Here is a 15,762-nt window from a genome sequence, read left to right as displayed (position 1 = left end):
CTGGTCACTGCGACGCGTCCATCAGCCTGGCGACGGTTTCTTCCCGACCGATGGTTAGCATCATGTCGTAAACCGAAGGTGTAACAGTTCGACCGGCCAGAGCCGCCCGAAGCGGTGCCGCAAGCTTGCCGAACCCGATGCCGTTCTCTGCGGCGATCTCGGTCAGGATGGGCTCCAGCGCCTCTTTCGTCCAGCTAGCAGTTTGCAGGCGCGGCGTCAATGATTTCAGTATACCACGGGATACCGTATCTAGTGCCTCGGCGGCCTTCGAGTCCTGCATGATCGGTCTGGAGGCCATAAGAAATGACGCTTTATCAAGAAGTTCCGGGAAAGTCCTCACGGATGACTTGAGGAAAGGCAGGGCCCGCTGCATCAGAACATTCTGCGCTTCGGACAGCGGCTCACGTCCCGCAGCGGCGAGGTAGGCCCGCAATTCATGCAGCAGCGCGGCATCCTCGGCCATCGCCATGTGATGCCCGCAGGTGTTCTCCAGCTTCTTGAAGTCCAACCGGGCGGGGGCGCGACCGATTCCAGACAGGTCGAACATCTTCATCGCCTCCTCGGAGGTGAAGATCTCGGCATCACCGTGCGCCCAACCGAGGCGCGTCAGGTAGTTGCGCATCCCGGCGGCGGGATAACCCATCGCCTGATACTCCTCGACCCCGGTCGCACCGTGACGCTTGGACAATTTCTTGCCGTCCGGCCCGTGGATCAGCGGGATATGCGCCCAGACCGGCACCTGCCAGCCCATCGCGTCATAGACCATCTGCTGTCGGGCTGCATTGTTCAGGTGGTCGTCGCCCCGGATCACATGGGTGACACCCATGTCGTGATCGTCGACGACCACCGCCAGCATGTAGACGGGCGTGCCGTCCGAGCGCAGGACGATCATGTCGTCCAGCGTCTCGTTCCTGATCACCACGCGGCCCTGCACCTGATCGTCGATGATCGTCTCGCCTGTGCGGGGGGCCTTCATGCGGATGACGTAAGGCGCGCCTTCGGGATGGGTGGCCGGATCGGCGTCACGCCAGGGCGACAGGAACACCGGGTAACGCCCCGCCGCTTCCTCGGCAGCACGGAAGGCAGCGATTTCTTCTTGCGTCGAGAAGCACTTGTAAGCCGTTCCTCGCACAAGCATTTCATGGGCGACCTCGGCATGGCGGTCCTTCCGGGCGAACTGGCTGACCACGTCGCCGTCCCAGTCGAGCCCCAGCCAGGTGAGCCCGCGCAGGATCGCCGCCATCGCCTCGGGAGTCGACCGTTCGCGGTCGGTGTCCTCGATCCGAAGCAGGAACTTCCCGCCCCGTCCGCGCGCGTAGAGCCAGTTGAAGAGCGCCGTCCGCCCGCCGCCGATGTGCAGATAGCCGGTGGGCGAAGGTGCAAAACGGGTGACAACTTGGGCGGACATCGGGCGTTAACCTTTCAGAAACCAGGCAGAGCTTAGGATTCCGCCGGGTTTAGGCAATCACGGGACGGGAAACAAGGTGGCGGTCGAGCGGGCACTCCTGGCACCGCTGGAGCTGCTGCAATCGGCGCGGGGGATGCTGTTCCCCTGGATTGCCGTGCTGGTCGGCTGCGGCATCGGCGCCTGGTTCTCGGTCCGGATCGAGCCGGGAGCCGGCAGCTACTCGCTGGCCGCACTGGTGCTGGCTGGTGGTCTGGCCTTGGCCGCCAGGCTGGAACTGGCACGCCCCCTGGGTCTGGCCGTCGTCGCACTTGCCGCGGGCTGGATCGCCGCCGGAATCCGCGCTCATTCGCTCGACGCGCCGATGCTGAATTTCCGCTACTACGGGCCCGTAGAGGGGAGGATCGTCGAGATCGACCGCTCGCAATCAGACGCCCTGAGGCTGACGCTGGATCAAGTGGTGTTGCAGGAAGTCGCACCGGCCAAGACCCCGCTCAGGGTGCGGGTGTCCCTGCAGGAGGCGCAGGACTGGCTGCAACCGACACCCGGCCAGGTGGTGATCCTGACCGCAAACCTTGCTGCGCCCGAGGGTCCGGTGGAGCCGGGTGCCTTCGATTTCCGCCGCATGGCCTTCTTCGACCAGTTGGGCGCGGTGGGCTACACCCGCACTTCAGTCCTCTTGCTGGAGGAACCCGCAGAAGGCGCGTTGCCCATCGACCGGCTGCGCAGCTGGCTGACGCAAGGGATGCTGGCGCATATGGACGGCCAGGCCGGGGCCTTCGCGGCGGGTGCCATGACCGGGGACCGGAGTGCCATCACCGAGGAAACGGTGCAGGCGCTGCGGGATTCCTCGCTTGCGCATCTCTTGGCGATCTCGGGGATGAACATGGCCTTCCTCACCGGCTTCGTCTTTGCGCTTCTGCGCTACGGGCTGGCGTTGGTGCCTTATGTCGCACTGCGGTTGAACAGCAAGAAGGTGGCCGCTGTGATCAGCCTTGGGGTGGCGCTATTCTACCTTCTCCTCTCCGGCGCGAACGTCGCCACAGAACGCGCCTTCATCATGATTGCGGTCTTCCTGGGGGCGGTGCTGCTGGACCGCCGGTCCCTGACCTTGCGGTCGGTGGCGGTGGCGGGGACGCTCCTCCTCCTGGCGAAGCCCGAAAGCCTGCTGGAACCCGGCTTCCAGATGTCCTTCGCCGCCACCATCGCGCTGATCACCGGCTTTGCCGCTCTCGACGGCAGCATCTACCGTGAACGGGTGCCGCGCTGGCTGATGCCGGTCTTCACGCTGGTCCTGTCCTCGCTGATCGGTGGCCTCTCGACCGCGCCCTATGCGGCGGCGCATTTCAACCGCTTCACCGATTACGGGCTGTTGGCGAACCTGCTGACCGTGCCGGTGATGGGGGCGGTGATCATGCCAGCCGGGGCGGTGGCGGCGCTGCTCGCGCCCTTTGGGCTCGCGGGCCTGCCGCTTTGGGTGATGGAGCAGGGCGCGCGTTGGATCCTGTTCGTCGCGCACTGGACGGCGGGGCTGGACGGGTCGGTGACAGCAATCCCGGCGCCCGGTCCCTGGGTGCTGCCGATGTTCACGCTCGGGGCGCTGTGGCTGATTCTCTGGCGGGGCAGGATGCAACTGGCGGGCGCGCTGCCGGTGCTGGCGGCGCTGGGACTATGGCTTGCAGCGGACCGCCCGCTGCTTCTCGTCTCGGGCGACGGGCGGCTGCTTGGGCTGGAGGGGCCGGAAGGCCGCGCGCTTTCCGCCGCCAAGGGCGGTGGATTTGCTGCCGAAAACTGGTTGCAGAACGACGGGGACCTGACGGAACAGGCGCTCGCGGCAGAGCGTCCGGGCTTCGACGGCCCGAAGGGCGAGCGCTGGTTCGATCTGGCCGGTCTGCGCGCCGTGACCCTGTCCGGCAAGGGGGCCGAGACGAAACTGGCCGAAGTCTGTCGTTCGGCAGGGCTGGTCGTCCTTGCGGCAGAGGCAGGAGCCGCTCCTGAAAACTGCCCGCTGATCGATGCGAAAACCCTGTCCGCCACCGGCGCCCTGGCCCTCTGGCAGGAGGGCGACTCCCTGCGGATCGAAGCGACGAAAGGCGCCCAGAGGCTGTGGTCGCCGTCGGCCCGCGCGTTTTCGCTGCCGGATCTGTCCGGTAAAGCTCCCGAACTCGCCACTCAGTAGCTGCGGATCAGCCCCACCAGCCGGCCCTGCACCTTGACCAGGTGATCCGGGAAGACCCGCGTCTCATAGGCGGGGTTGGCGGCTTCCAGCGCGATCATGTTGCCGCGGCGGCGGTAGCGCTTCAGCGTGGCCTCGTGATCCTCGACCAGCGCCACGACGATGTCGCCGTTGTCGGCGGTCGACTGTTCGCGGATCACTACGATGTCACCATCGTTGATCCCGGCCTCGATCATGGAATCGCCCTTCACTTCAAGGGCATAGTGCTGGCCCTTGCCCGAGAGCATCGAGCCCGGCACCGCGACATGGTGCGACACTTCCGAGATCGCCTCGATCGGGACGCCCGCCGCGATGCGCCCCATCACCGGCAGTTCCAGCGCATGGACGGTGGAGACCGGCATCGCGCCGCGCGGCGGATCGACCCTGTCGCCCGCAATCACCCTGGGCGAGAAGCCGGGCTTTTCCATCGCCTCGGGCAGCTTCACGATCTCCAGCGCCCGGGCGCGGTGGGCGAGGCGGCGGATGAAGCCGCGTTCTTCCAGCGCGGTGATCAGCCGGTGGATGCCCGACTTCGACCGCAGGTCCAGCGCATCCTTCATCTCGTCGAAGGAGGGCGGCACCCCGTCGCGGTCCATCCGGGTCTTGATGAAGTCCAGAAGTTCCAACTGCTTGCGTGTCAGCATGACCAGGCCCCCAACAGCGTGTGTTAACGCAATGTTCTGCCCGTGTTCCCGGTTTGTGTCAAGAAATATCCACAGGCGCCTAAAGCGGCAGGTAATCGACCGTGCTGCCAGCGCCACGCGGCCCGTCCCCGACCGGGCGGATCAGCAGCGCATCGGCCTGCCCGAGGATCGACAGAAGCGCCGAATCCTGCCGGTCGAAGGGCGCGATCTCGGGCATCTCCTCGCCCTGCGTCAGCCGCGCCCGCATGTAATGCGCGCGGACGCCGTTGGCGGGCAGGTTGACGGCCAGCCGCGCCCGGCGGGTCTGCGGCGCAGGCGAGGGGTCGCCCAGCATCGCGCGGACCATCGGCAACAGGAAGAGATGTCCGCAGACGATAGCCGAGACCGGATTGCCCGGCAGGCCCAGCATCGGCATCCCGTCCAGCCGCCCCGCCATCAGCGGCTTGCCGGGGCGCATCGCGATCTTCCAGAAGCTGTGTTCGAGGCCCGCCGCCTTGCCCACCAGGTCGTGATCCCCGACCGAGGCGCCGCCGATGGTGACGATCAGGTCGGCGCCCTCGGCCAGGCCCAGCACGGTCGCCAGTTCCGCCTCATTGTCCCGCGCGATGGGGAGAAGGCGTGCCTCGCCCCCCTCGGCCTCGACCATCGCCTTCAGGGCGAAGCTGTTCGAGGCGATGATCTGGTCGGGACGCGGGTCCTCGCCCGGCATCACCAACTCGTCGCCGGTCGCGATCAGCGCCACCACCGGGCGGCAGGTGGCCTGCACCGTGGGAATGTTCATCGCCGCCAGCAGCGCAAGGTCGTTGGCGCGCAACCGGCGGGGAGAAAGGCTGTCACCTCGGCGGAAATCCTGGCCGAGCGGGCGGATGTTGGTCGATCCGTCGGAACCGGCGGTCAGGGTGATCCGGTCGCCGTCGCGGGCGACATCCTCCTGGATCACCACCCGCGTCGCCCCCTCGGGCGCAGGGGCGCCGGTGAAGATGCGGACCGCCTGGCCGGGACCGACGGTTCCCTGAAATGCATGTCCTGCCCCGGCTTCGCCGATCACAATGAAGCTCTCGCCCGTCGCCGGATCGCCCCGCAGGGCATAGCCGTCCATCGCCGAGGCCGGGAAGGGCGGCTGGTCGCGCATCGCCACGGCATGGACACCCATCCAGCGGCCCGCCGCCTGCGCGAGCGGCACGGTTTCCAAAGGCAGCGGGGCGGCAAGGGCCAGACAACGGACGAGCGCCTCTTCGACTGAAATCATCACTCCGCCTCGTAACGTCCGGATTTTCCGCCATCTTTCAGGATAACGCGCACCCCGTCGATCACCATCGACTTCTCCACCGCCTTCACCATGTCATAGACGGTCAGCGCCGCGACCGAGACGGCGGTCAGCGCCTCCATCTCCACCCCGGTCTGGCCCGAGGTCTTGACGGTCGCCTCGATCCGCACCCCCGGCAGCGCGGGGTCCGGGGTCAGCTCCAGCGCGACCTTGGTGATCGGCAGCGGGTGGCACAGCGGGATCAACTCGGCGGTCCGCTTCGCCGCCATGATACCCGCCAGCCGCGCAACGGCCAGAACATCGCCCTTCTTCGCCCGGCCCTCGGTGATGAGCGCGAGCGTCTCCGCCGTCATCCGCACCGCGCCTACGGCCACCGCCAGCCGGTCCGTCACCGGCTTGCCCGAGACATCGACCATATGGGCCTGGCCCCGGTCGTCGAAATGGGAAAGCCCGCTCACAGCCCGCCCTGCGCGGTCAGGGGTTTCGCCAGGATCGCCCGCGTTGCCGCCGTCACGTCTTCCTGCCGCATCAGGCTTTCGCCGATCAGGAAGCAACGCGCGCCGTATTGCGCGAGGTCGGCCAGATCGTCGGGCGTGTAAAGCCCGCTTTCGGCGACGATCATCCGGTCCTCCGGCACCCGGCGGGCGAGCTTGCGGGTGGTGTCGAGCGTCACTTCGAAGGTGTGCAGGTTGCGGTTGTTGATGCCGATCAGCGGCGATTTCAGCAGCGCCGCGCGGTCAAGCTCTACCTCGTCATGCACTTCGATCAGCACATCCATCCCAAGCGCCACTGCCGCCGCCTCCAGCTCTGCCGCCTGGCCGTCGTCGAGCGAGGCCATGATCAGCAGGATGCAATCGGCATTCAACGCGCGGGACCGGACGACTTGATACGTGTCATAGAGGAAGTCCTTGCGCAGGCAGGGAAGCGCGACGGCATCGTGAGCCGCAACAAGATATTCGTCCGCGCCCTGGAAGCTGGGCGCGTCGGTCAGGACCGAAAGACAGGTGGCGCCCCCAGCCTCATAAGCTTTCGCAAGAGCGGGAGGGTCGAAGTCCGGCCGGATCAGACCCTTGGACGGGCTGGCCTTCTTGATCTCGGCGATCAGCCCGTAGCCGGTCAGCGTCGCCTCGCGCAGCGCGCGCGCAAAGCCGCGAGGGGGCGCGGCGGATCTGGCGGCGGCTTCCAGGTCGGCAAGCGGGGTCGCGGTCTTGGCCTTGGCCACCTCCTCCAGCTTGTAGGCCTTGATGCGGTCGAGGATGGTCATGCGGTCTCCTTTCGTCCGGCGCTGGGAGCCAACTCCCGACCCCGCAGAAAGTTCAAAACAGGCTGGGACGGTCCTAGCGTGACGGGTGGGGGAAGGGAAGTCTAGAGCGACCAGTCGATTTCCGGCTCGCCCCGTTCGGCAAGCCAGCGGTTCACCCGGCTGAAGGGTCGCGAGCCGAAGAAGCCGCGATGGGCGGAGAGCGGCGAGGGATGCGGACTTTGCAGGACAAGATGGCCGTCGCGCGGCAGCCCGGCGCAGGCCTTCTGCGCGGGAGCGCCCCAGAGCAGGAAGGCGCGGGGGCCGTCCGCTGCGGTGGCGGCCAGGATCTCGGCGGCAAGCGCCTGCCAGCCCAGGGCCTTGTGACCGTGCGACAGCCCCACCGGCACGGTCAGGACCGGGTTCAGGAGCAGGACACCTTGCCGGGCCCAGCCGGTCAGGTCGCCGTCGGCCTTGCGTTGCCCGGTGTCGGCTTCGACCTCCGCAAGGATGTTCTTCAGGCTGTCGCGCGGCGGCTGGCCGGGCGGGAAGGAAAAGGCGAGGCCGGTGGCACGGCCGGGCGTGGGGTAGGGGTCCTGGCCGAGGATGACCACGCGGACCGAAGGGCGCGGTGTCAGGTCGAGCGCGCGGAAGATCGCCTCCGGCGCGGGCTGCCAGTCGGGCAGGGCTTCGAGCTTGTGCCAGAGCGCCGCCCAGCGGCCATCGGTGAAGAAGGGCAGGCTGGCCCAACTGTCGGGCGGCTCGGGCCGCTCAGCCATGGGTCAGACGGGCCAGCGCCTCTATCTTGGCCTTGGCCGCCCCGCTGTCGATCGAGGTGCGGGCGATCTCCACCCCTTCCGTCAGGCTACCCGCGCGGTCGGCCACCACCAGCGCGGCGGCGGCGTTCAGGAGCACCGCATCGCGATAGGCCCCCGGCGCGCCGTCCAGAAGCGCGCGGAAGGCGGCGGCGTTTTCGGCCGGGGTGCCGCCCAGGATCGACTCGAACGGATGCGGAGCGAGGCCTGCGTCCTCGGGGTGGACGGTGAAGTCGCGGACCGTGCCGTCCTCCACCGCCGAGACCGAGGTCGGGCCGCAGATGGTGATCTCGTCGGTGCCGTCAGAGCCGTGGACCAGCCAGGCCTTCTCGGAGCCGAGGGCGAGGAGCGTCTCGGCCATCGGGCGGATCAGCGCGTCGGAGAAGGCGCCGGTCAGCTGGCGTTTCACTCCCGCCGGATTGGTCAGGGGGCCGAGGATGTTGAAGATCGTCCGCGTCCCCAGCTCTGCCCGGACCGGCATGACATGGCGGATCGCGGGATGGTGCATCGGCGCCATCATGAAGCCGATCCCGGCCTCGTTGAGGCAGCGCTCCACCACCTCCGGTCCGACCATCACGTTCAGGCCAAGCTCGGTCAGGGCATCCGCCGCGCCGGACTTGGACGACAGGTTCCGGTTGCCGTGCTTGGCCACTGTCACCCCCGCGCCCGCCACGACGAAGGCGGTGGCGGTGGAGATGTTGAGCGTCCCCTTGCCGTCGCCGCCGGTGCCGACGATGTCCATCGCGCCCTCGGGAGCCTTCACCGGGTTGCATTTCGACCGCATGACGCTGGCGGCGGCGGCGTATTCGTCGACCGTCTCGCCCCGCGTCCGAAGGGCCATCAGGAAGCCGCCCATCTGGGCCGGGGTGCCTTCGCCCTCGAAGAGCGCGTTGAAGGCAGCCTCGGCTTCGGCGCGGGTCAGGGGGCGGTTGGCGGCGGTGCCGATCAGCGGCTTCAGGATGTCGCTCATGCCGGGACCTTCGCGCGGGCTTCGTCGAGGAAGTTCCGCAGGAGCTGGTGACCGTGTTCCGAGGCGATGCTCTCGGGGTGGAACTGCACGCCCTCGATCAGGTGGCTCCGGTGGCGCAGACCCATGATCGTGCCGTCTTCCAGCCAGGCGGTGACCTCCAGCTCGGGCGGGAGGGTGGCTCGGTCGACGATCAGGGAGTGGTAGCGGGTCGCCTGGAAGGGCGAGGGCAGACCCTTGAACAGGCCTTGCCCGGAATGGTGCATGGTGCCCATCTTGCCGTGGACGATCTCGTGGCAGCGGACGACCTTCCCACCGAAAGCCTCGCCGATGGTCTGGTGGCCGAGGCAGACGCCGAGGAGGGGGATTTCGGCGGCAGCGGCGGCTTTCGTGAGGGGCAGGCAGATTCCGGCGGCGGCGGGGTCGCAGGGGCCGGGGGAGAGGACGATCACCTCCGGCTGCATCGCGATCACGTCCTGGACCTGGAGGGCGTCGTTCCGTTTCACGACCACCTCGGCCCCAAGTTCGCCGAGGTAGTGGACGAGGTTCCAGGTGAAGCTGTCGTAGTTGTCGATCAGGAGGAGCATGGGCGTCACCTTCGGGCCGGTTGGGCTGGTTATCGCCGATGCGGGGGGCGGTGTAAACCGGGGTCAGGCGGCGGCCGTCCACGGTGGACAGATTTTCGGGCCTTGGAAAATCAACGGGTTGCGCGGGCGCGTTAGGGCGGTCTTTACCACGGTGGCGGCTCGTCGCTTCCTTCGGTCGCTCCTCGCGAGGGGCCACCGACGAGCGACCGGAGGAAGCGAGGCGGCGTCAGTCATGGCCGATCAGGTCGTCCTCGCCGGGGTAGCAGCCGGTTTCCACGGCGATCAGGGTGACGGGCAGGCGGCCGGGGTTTTCCAGCCGGTGCGGCTGGCCGAGGGGGATATGGACGGCCTCGCCCTCGCCCACCAGCCGGGCGCGGAGGCCGAGGGTGATCCCGGCGGTGCCCGAGACGACGATCCAGTGTTCGGAGCGGTGGAGGTGGGAATGCAGCGCTGTGGTCTCCCCCGGAGCGAGGCAGAGGGTGCGGACGCGGAAGCGCGGACCTTCGGCGAGAACGGGGGCCGCGAGGGCGGGCTGCGCCGGTGTGAAGATGATCGGCGCTTCGGCGAAGCCCTGGGGGTGCGATCCGTCCATGCGGGGGTGTCCTTGTTCCACACCGCCAGTGAGCCGGGAAATGGTGAACGGGGGGTTAACGCAGGAGGGCTATTTCGGGGCATTTCACGGGCGCAGGACTGATATGCGACAGCGGCCCCCCCACCCCCGGCCCCTCCCCACGAGGGGGAGGGGAGGCGCTTGGGGTTGCGGGGTTGCGTAGACCCGGCGCTGCGCGGGTTGGGGCGGCTGCTAGAATGAGCGCTGGCGCGCAAGCCTTTTGTCTCGCCTCTGCGCGTGAAGAACGCGCAACCGGCTCGGGCGAAGAGCCTCCGGCGGGGATATTTGTCGCCAGGTGAAAGGGCTTGGGGGCGTGCCCGGGATCACGTCCAGTCCAGCACCACCTTGCCGGAGAGGCCGGAGCGCATGGCGGCGAAGCCCTGCTGGAAGTCGTCCACCTTGAAGCGGTGGGTGATCACGCGGCGGATATCGAGGCCGTTTTCCAGCATGGCGATCATCTTGTACCAGGTCTCGAAGATTTCCCGTCCGTAGACGCCCTTGATGGTGATCGCCTTGAAGACGATGCGTGACCAGTCGACCGGGGACTTGCCGGGCGGGATGCCCAGCATGGCGATGCGGCCGCCCATGACCATGTGCTCCACCATCTGGTCCAGCGCCTGCTGGCTGCCCGACATCTCCATGCCGACGTCGAAGCCCTGGGACATCTTGAGGGAGGGGTAGACGGATTTGAGGTCGGTGGTGGCGACGTTGACCGGCACCACGTCTGCCACCTGGCCGGCGAGGTCGAGCCGGGCCTGGTTGATGTCGGTGATCACCACATGCCGGGCGCCGACATGGCGGGCGACGGCAGCGGCCATGATGCCGATGGGACCGGCGCCGGTGATGAGGACATCCTCGCCGATCAGGTCGAAGGAAAGCGCGGTATGGACGGCATTGCCCAAGGGGTCGAGGATCGCGCCGATCTCGTCGTCGATGGCGTCGGGCAGGGGGACGACGTTGAAGGCAGGAAGGCGCAGGTACTCGGCGAAGGCGCCGGGTTCGTTGACGCCGATGCCGCGGGTTTCGGGGTCGAGGTGGAACTTGCCGGACCGGCTTTGTCGGCTGGTCTTGCCGATCAGGTGGCCTTCGCCCGAGCAGCGCTGGCCGAGGGTCAGGCCTTCGACGTTGCGGCCCAGTTCGACGATCTCGCCCGCGAATTCGTGACCGGTGACGAGCGGGACGGGGACCGTCTTCTGCGCCCAGGCGTCCCAGTTCCAGATATGGATGTCGGTGCCGCAGATCCCGGTCTTGTTTATCTTGATCAGCACGTCGTCCGGGCCGATGTCGGGCACCGGGCGGCGCTCCATCCAGAGGCCAGGTTCAGGCTTCGCCTTCACGAGTGTCTTCATTTCGTTGGTCATCCGGGGGCCTCGGGTTGGGCGGCAAGGGCAAGCCAGGTCCATCGGACCCCGGCGGCGAGGTTCGCGGGCTGGATCGAGGGCGCGCTGGCGCGGAAGGTTTCGCGGAAGCCTGCCTGGGCCAGCAGTTGGGCGGTGGCGTCCACGTCGATGGGCCAGACCGGTCGGTCGGTCGAGGCCGGGCCATGGCGCAGCGCCATCAGGAGCGTGGCACCCGTGGCGGCGAGGCGGCGAAGAACCGGTGCGGCGGCCTGACGCTCACCCGCGTCGAGATGCTGCCAGACGGCGGAGAGGAGGATCAGGTCGAATCGTTCGTCCAGTGCAAGCGCATGGGGCAGGTCGGGCAGGGCGTCGGTGATCCAGCGCGCGCCGCCTTGCGCCTGTCCGGCGGCGACGAAGGCGGGAACCGGCTCGACCGCCGTGACCTTGTGCCCCATCGCGGCAAGCCAGCGCGCGTCGCGCCCGGTGCCCGCGCCGACGTCGATGACCCGCGCGGGGTTTGTGGGCAGAAGATGGCGGACCGGGGCATACCAGATCTCGTTCGGGATCGCGTCGTAGCGGGCGACAAGCTGAGGGGCATGGGTCGTGTAACCGGCAATCGCGGTGGCAGAGGTCATTTGAGAACTCCGGTCGCCCGGCCTGCGGCGCGGAAGGCGTCCAGCGCGAAATCGAGGTCGTCCCGGGTGAGCGCGGCGTTCATCTGGGTGCGGATGCGGGCCTGGCCTTTGGGGACGACGGGGAAGAAGAAGCCTGCGACATGGACGCCCCGGGTGAAGAGGTCGGCGGCCATGGCCTGCGCGAGTTTGGCGTCGCCCAGCATGACGGGGACGATGGGGTGTTCCCCCGGCAGGAGGGTGAAGCCTGCGGCGGTAAGGCCTGCGCGCCAGTAGGTCGCGTTCTCGGTGAGCCTCGCGCGGAGGGCGTCGGCTTGCTCCACGATGTCGAGCGCGGCAAGGGCGGCGCCGACCACGGCGGGGGGGAGCGCGTTGGAGAAGAGGTAAGGTCGGGCGCGCTGGCGGAGGAGGTCGATCACCTGCTGCGGTCCGGCGATGTAGCCCCCCAAAGCGCCGCCAAGCGCCTTGCCGAGGGTGCCGGTGAGGAGGTCGACCTGCACTCCGGCGCGCGCCGGGGTGCCTGCGCCTTTCGGGCCGGTGAAGCCGGTGGCGTGGCAGTCGTCGACCATGACGAGGGCGCCGTAAGCATCGGCCAGCGCGCGGATTTCCGGCAGCTTGGCGTAGAAACCGTCCATCGAGAAGACGCCGTCGGTGGCGATGAGAATGAAGCGGGCGCCGTCGGCTTTTGCGGCTTTCAGCTGGGCTTCGAGGTCCGCCATGTCGCTGTTGGCGTAGCGGTAGCGTCTGGCCTTGCAGAGGCGGATGCCGTCGATGATCGAGGCATGGTTCAGCGCATCGGAGATGACGGCGTCCTCGGGGCCGAGGAGCGGCTCGAAAAGCCCGCCGTTGGCGTCGAAGCAGGCGGCGAAGAGGATGCTGTCGTCATGGCCGAGGTATTGCGCGAGCCGGGTTTCCAGCTGGCGGTGCAGGTCTTGCGTACCGCAGATGAAGCGGACCGAGGCCATGCCGAAGCCGTGATCGTCCATCGCCTGCTTTGCGGCGGCGATCAGGCGGGGGTCGTCTGCGAGCCCGAGGTAGTTGTTGGCGCAGAGGTTCAGCATCTCGCGCCCAGCCATCTGCACATGCGCGCCCTGGGCTCCGGTGATCAGGCGTTCGCGTTTCATCAGGCCCTCGGCCTCGATCCCCTCAAGGGTCGCGGTGATGTGGTCGAGGAACGCGGCCTTGTCCGTCATGGCAGACTCCTTTCCGGTTTGGCGGAAACTGGCAGATCGTGGACGTCATGTCAACTTGGCGGATTCGTATCCGTTAAACTGGAAGTCAGCTGTCCTGCACGATCAGGATGGCGCGGGCGGTGCCGAGGGCCGTGATCTCGTGCGGTCGGTCGGCGGGGTAGCGGGCGACGTCGCCCGGCGCGAGGCTGTCGGTCGCCTCGCCCGAGGTGACGGTGAGGCGGCCTTCGAGGACGGTCAGGTGCTCGCGGCAGCCGGGGGAATGGGGATCGGAGGTGAGTTTGGCGCCCTTGGCGAAGGCGAGTTCGTAGACCTCGTGGCTGCCCACGCTTTCGGGGGCGGAGAGGATGCGGATGATGACGCCGCCGCGCTGGATGACGGGGGCGGCGGCGGCGCGGGTGACGTCGATGCCGGGGGCGGGGCGGCCTTCGAGAAGCCCGGCGAAGTCGAGTTGCAGGGCCTGGGTGAGGGCCCAGAGGGTAGCCACGGTGGGCGAGGATTCGCCGCGTTCGATCTGGCTGACCATGGAGCGGGAGACGCCGGAGAGTTTCGCGGCGGCGTCGAGCGAGAGGCCGCGTTCCTTGCGCGCGGCGCGGAGCGAGGAGGCGAGGCGGTCGTGGATGTCGGAACGGTCGGCCATGGGCCGCATGGTGGCGGGGCGGGGCCGCCCCGTCAACTCAGGTACCGCAGTAGGTGACGTATTGGCCGAAGCCGGTGGGGGCGGGGAGCATGAAGGGCTCCGCTTCGACGAAGGGGGACTGGATCGCGGCGAGGAGGGCGTGGCAGGGGGCCATGTTGCCTTCGGTGGCGGCGGCGAGGGCCTCCTCGACCTTGTGGTTGCGGGGGATCACGGCCGGGTTGGTGGCGGCGATCCGGGCTGCCGCGCCGTCCGCGACGCGGGCGCGCCAGCGGGGAAGCCAGGCATCCATCTTCGCGAAGTCGGGGAAGAGGGGGCGGAGGGCGGCCTCGTCGGCGAGGCGGCGGAAGGTGAGCGTCCAGTCGGCGCCTTCCATCGCGGACAGGAGGTCGTCGGCGAGCTGGGCGTCGGTCTCGTGCTCGCCGAGGAGGCCCAGCTTGCGGCGCATCACCGCCAGCCAGTCGGCGCGGTAGCGGGTGGCGATGCCGGCGAGGCGGTCGTTGGCGATCTCGATGGCGCGCTCCTGCACCGGGTCGAGGAGAGGGACCAGTGTCTCGGCCAGCCGGGCGAGGTTCCAGCCGAGGATCAGCGGCTGGTTGGCATAGGCATAGCGGCCCTGATGGTCGATCGAGGAGAAGACGGTGCCGGGGGCATAGGCCTCCATGAAGGCGCAGGGGCCGTAGTCGATGGTCTCGCCGGAAATCGCCATGTTGTCGGTGTTCATCACGCCGTGAATGAAGCCGAGACCCATCCATTCCGCGATGAGCCGGGCCTGCCGGGCGATGACGGCGTCGAGGAAGGCGAGGTAGTCGCCTGCGGCAAGGTCGGGGTAGTGCCGGGCGATGGCATGGTCGGCGAGCGCCTTGACCTTGTCCCCCTCGCCCCGCGCGGCGAAGAACTGGAAGGTGCCGACGCGGATGTGGCTGGCGGCGACGCGGGCGAGGACGGCGCCGGGCAGCTTCGTCTCGCGCCAGACCTTTTGTCCCGTCGCCACGACGGCGAGGGACCGGGTGGTGGGCACGCCCATGGCGGCCATGAATTCCGAGATCAGGTATTCGCGCAGCATCGGGCCGACCGCGGCCTTGCCGTCGCCGCCGCGCGAGAACGGGGTGCGGCCCGAGCCTTTCAGCTGGATGTCGAAGCGGCGGCCGTCCGGGGTGATCACTTCCCCCAGAAGATGCGCGCGACCGTCGCCGAGCTGGGGCGAGAAGCCGCCGAACTGGTGGCCGGCATAGGCCTGGGCGATGGGATCGGCGCCGGGGGGAAGCGAGGTGCCGGAGAACCAGGCCTCGGCATCGGCCTCGGTCAGGTCGAGCCCGAGGTCGGCGGCCAGCGGGCGGTTCAGGACCAGAAGCCGGGGTGCAGGCGCCGGGTCCGGGGGAACGCGCAGGTAGGTGCCCGGCAGGTCGCGGGTGTAGGAATGGTCGAACTGGATCATGGTCGGCACCTCTGCCCAGATATGTGGCAGGGCATTGGGTTCGGCAAGGCGGAGCATGCGCCGCGTCTGTCGCTGGTCACGGCACCCTTCCGTCGGCTGCATCGCCTTTGGCAAGGGGCGAAGCCTCTGGCGGGGATATTTGGGCAAAGATGAGAGACATTGGCGACAGGAAGCTGAACTGAAGCGGTCCGAGAGGGGAGGCGAGCGGTCCCGGCGTCGTCCGGGTCCGGGGACCATCGGTGCAGCGGTGAGGCGGGGCCGGGCAGCGGGCTGCAGGGGGCAATGGTCGGGGCGGCGGGATTCGAACTCGCGACCTACGGTACCCAAAACCGTCGCGCTACCAGACTGCGCTACGCCCCGACTGCGGCGAGCCTTACAGGAGAATATCGGCGTTGGAAAGCCTTGCCATTCCACCCTTTTGTACCGGCCTGACGCGTTAGGTCAGTTCGCGCAATCCGGTTGGCGTGTCGATCTGGGCCCGATACCTGGACCTTGTCGCCGGAACGACAACAGGTGGGTCGACGATGCCGAGCGAGGCATAAAGCGCGGCGATCCGGTCCGGCTCGGGATGTTCGAGCCGGAAGCTGCGAAGCCGTGCGCCCAAGTCGGGAATCCGGGCAAAATGGCCTTCTTCCCCCATGTGGTCGATGACGGATGGCAGGTCGCCGTTCAAGGGCGGGGAGCCGTCCGAGGGAAGAGTGAAAGCGAAATCCGGTGCATGGTCGGGCAGCAGAACACACTCGCCCAGCCCTTCGGTGTGGGTCGACAAGGTTGC

Annotated in this window: 16 protein-coding genes and 1 tRNA gene; 1 reads left to right on the top strand and 16 read right to left on the bottom strand. The window is 68.2% G+C overall.

Annotated features, from left to right (window positions below):
- Positions 1-4 precede the first annotated feature (4 nt).
- A complete protein-coding gene (gene gltX, locus JNJ68_RS13985) occupies positions 5-1,408 on the bottom strand; it encodes a glutamate--tRNA ligase (protein ID WP_294982999.1) in 1,404 nt (467 codons plus the stop codon).
- Positions 1,409-1,484: 76 nt separating this feature from the next.
- On the opposite strand from gltX, the gene JNJ68_RS13980 reads away from it, so the two are divergent.
- Positions 1,485-3,584, top strand: coding sequence for a ComEC/Rec2 family competence protein (locus JNJ68_RS13980; RefSeq protein ID WP_294982998.1), 2,100 nt, complete (start codon positions 1,485-1,487; stop codon positions 3,582-3,584).
- On the opposite strand, the gene lexA is transcribed toward JNJ68_RS13980, so the two are convergent.
- The 15 genes from lexA to JNJ68_RS13905 all read right to left on the bottom strand — a co-directional run bounded on the left by lexA (position 3,578) and on the right by JNJ68_RS13905 (position 15,756).
- Positions 3,578-4,264, bottom strand: coding sequence for a transcriptional repressor LexA (gene lexA, locus JNJ68_RS13975; protein ID WP_294982997.1), 687 nt, complete (start codon positions 4,262-4,264; stop codon positions 3,578-3,580). The genes JNJ68_RS13980 and lexA overlap by 7 nt on opposite strands.
- 79 nt (positions 4,265-4,343) lie before the next feature.
- The gene (locus tag JNJ68_RS13970) at positions 4,344-5,513 is read right to left on the bottom strand and encodes a molybdopterin molybdotransferase MoeA (protein ID WP_294982996.1); all 1,170 of its coding nucleotides are present in this window, start codon (positions 5,511-5,513) and stop codon (positions 4,344-4,346) included.
- The gene (moaC, locus tag JNJ68_RS13965) at positions 5,513-5,989 is read right to left on the bottom strand and encodes a cyclic pyranopterin monophosphate synthase MoaC (RefSeq protein ID WP_294982995.1); all 477 of its coding nucleotides are present in this window, start codon (positions 5,987-5,989) and stop codon (positions 5,513-5,515) included. The genes JNJ68_RS13970 and moaC overlap by 1 nt, the downstream gene beginning before the upstream one ends.
- Positions 5,986-6,795, bottom strand: a complete 810-nt coding sequence (gene trpC / locus JNJ68_RS13960; RefSeq protein WP_294982994.1) for an indole-3-glycerol phosphate synthase TrpC — start codon at positions 6,793-6,795, stop codon at positions 5,986-5,988. The genes moaC and trpC overlap by 4 nt, the downstream gene beginning before the upstream one ends.
- Positions 6,796-6,896: 101 nt before the next feature.
- Positions 6,897-7,550, bottom strand: a complete 654-nt coding sequence (locus JNJ68_RS13955) for a uracil-DNA glycosylase (protein ID WP_294982993.1) — start codon at positions 7,548-7,550, stop codon at positions 6,897-6,899.
- Positions 7,543-8,556, bottom strand: a complete 1,014-nt coding sequence (gene trpD, locus JNJ68_RS13950) for an anthranilate phosphoribosyltransferase (RefSeq protein WP_294982992.1) — start codon at positions 8,554-8,556, stop codon at positions 7,543-7,545. The genes JNJ68_RS13955 and trpD overlap by 8 nt, the downstream gene beginning before the upstream one ends.
- A complete protein-coding gene (locus JNJ68_RS13945) occupies positions 8,553-9,140 on the bottom strand; it encodes an aminodeoxychorismate/anthranilate synthase component II (RefSeq protein WP_294982991.1) in 588 nt (195 codons plus the stop codon). The genes trpD and JNJ68_RS13945 overlap by 4 nt, the downstream gene beginning before the upstream one ends.
- Positions 9,141-9,366: 226 nt before the next feature.
- Positions 9,367-9,732 (bottom strand): phosphomannose isomerase type II C-terminal cupin domain, encoded by a 366-nt coding sequence (locus tag JNJ68_RS13940; protein ID WP_294982990.1) that lies wholly within the window; start codon positions 9,730-9,732, stop codon positions 9,367-9,369.
- Positions 9,733-10,073: 341 nt separating this feature from the next.
- On the bottom strand, positions 10,074-11,099 hold the full coding sequence (tdh, locus tag JNJ68_RS13935) for an L-threonine 3-dehydrogenase (protein ID WP_294982989.1): 1,026 nt from the start codon (positions 11,097-11,099) through the stop codon (positions 10,074-10,076).
- Between the two features lie 8 nt (positions 11,100-11,107).
- On the bottom strand, positions 11,108-11,725 hold the full coding sequence (locus JNJ68_RS13930) for a class I SAM-dependent methyltransferase (protein ID WP_294982988.1): 618 nt from the start codon (positions 11,723-11,725) through the stop codon (positions 11,108-11,110).
- Complete coding sequence (kbl, locus tag JNJ68_RS13925) at positions 11,722-12,915, bottom strand: glycine C-acetyltransferase (RefSeq protein WP_294982987.1); 1,194 nt, start codon at positions 12,913-12,915, stop codon at positions 11,722-11,724. Before kbl ends, JNJ68_RS13930 begins: the two co-directional genes overlap by 4 nt.
- Positions 12,916-13,000: 85 nt before the next feature.
- Positions 13,001-13,552: a helix-turn-helix domain-containing protein gene (locus JNJ68_RS13920; protein ID WP_294982986.1), complete on the bottom strand. Its 552-nt coding sequence runs from the start codon at positions 13,550-13,552 to the stop codon at positions 13,001-13,003.
- Positions 13,553-13,589: 37 nt separating this feature from the next.
- Positions 13,590-15,044 (bottom strand): protein adenylyltransferase SelO, encoded by a 1,455-nt coding sequence (locus tag JNJ68_RS13915; RefSeq protein WP_294982985.1) that lies wholly within the window; start codon positions 15,042-15,044, stop codon positions 13,590-13,592.
- 226 nt (positions 15,045-15,270) lie between these two features.
- Positions 15,271-15,347, bottom strand: a tRNA-Pro gene (locus JNJ68_RS13910).
- 76 nt (positions 15,348-15,423) lie between these two features.
- Positions 15,424-15,756 (bottom strand): hypothetical protein, encoded by a 333-nt coding sequence (locus tag JNJ68_RS13905; protein ID WP_294982984.1) that lies wholly within the window; start codon positions 15,754-15,756, stop codon positions 15,424-15,426.
- Positions 15,757-15,762 lie beyond the last annotated feature (6 nt).

This window comes from Tabrizicola sp. (assembly GCF_016793705.1).
GTDB lineage: Bacteria > Pseudomonadota > Alphaproteobacteria > Rhodobacterales > Rhodobacteraceae > Tabrizicola.
This window is presented reverse-complemented; position numbering and strand designations above follow the sequence as displayed.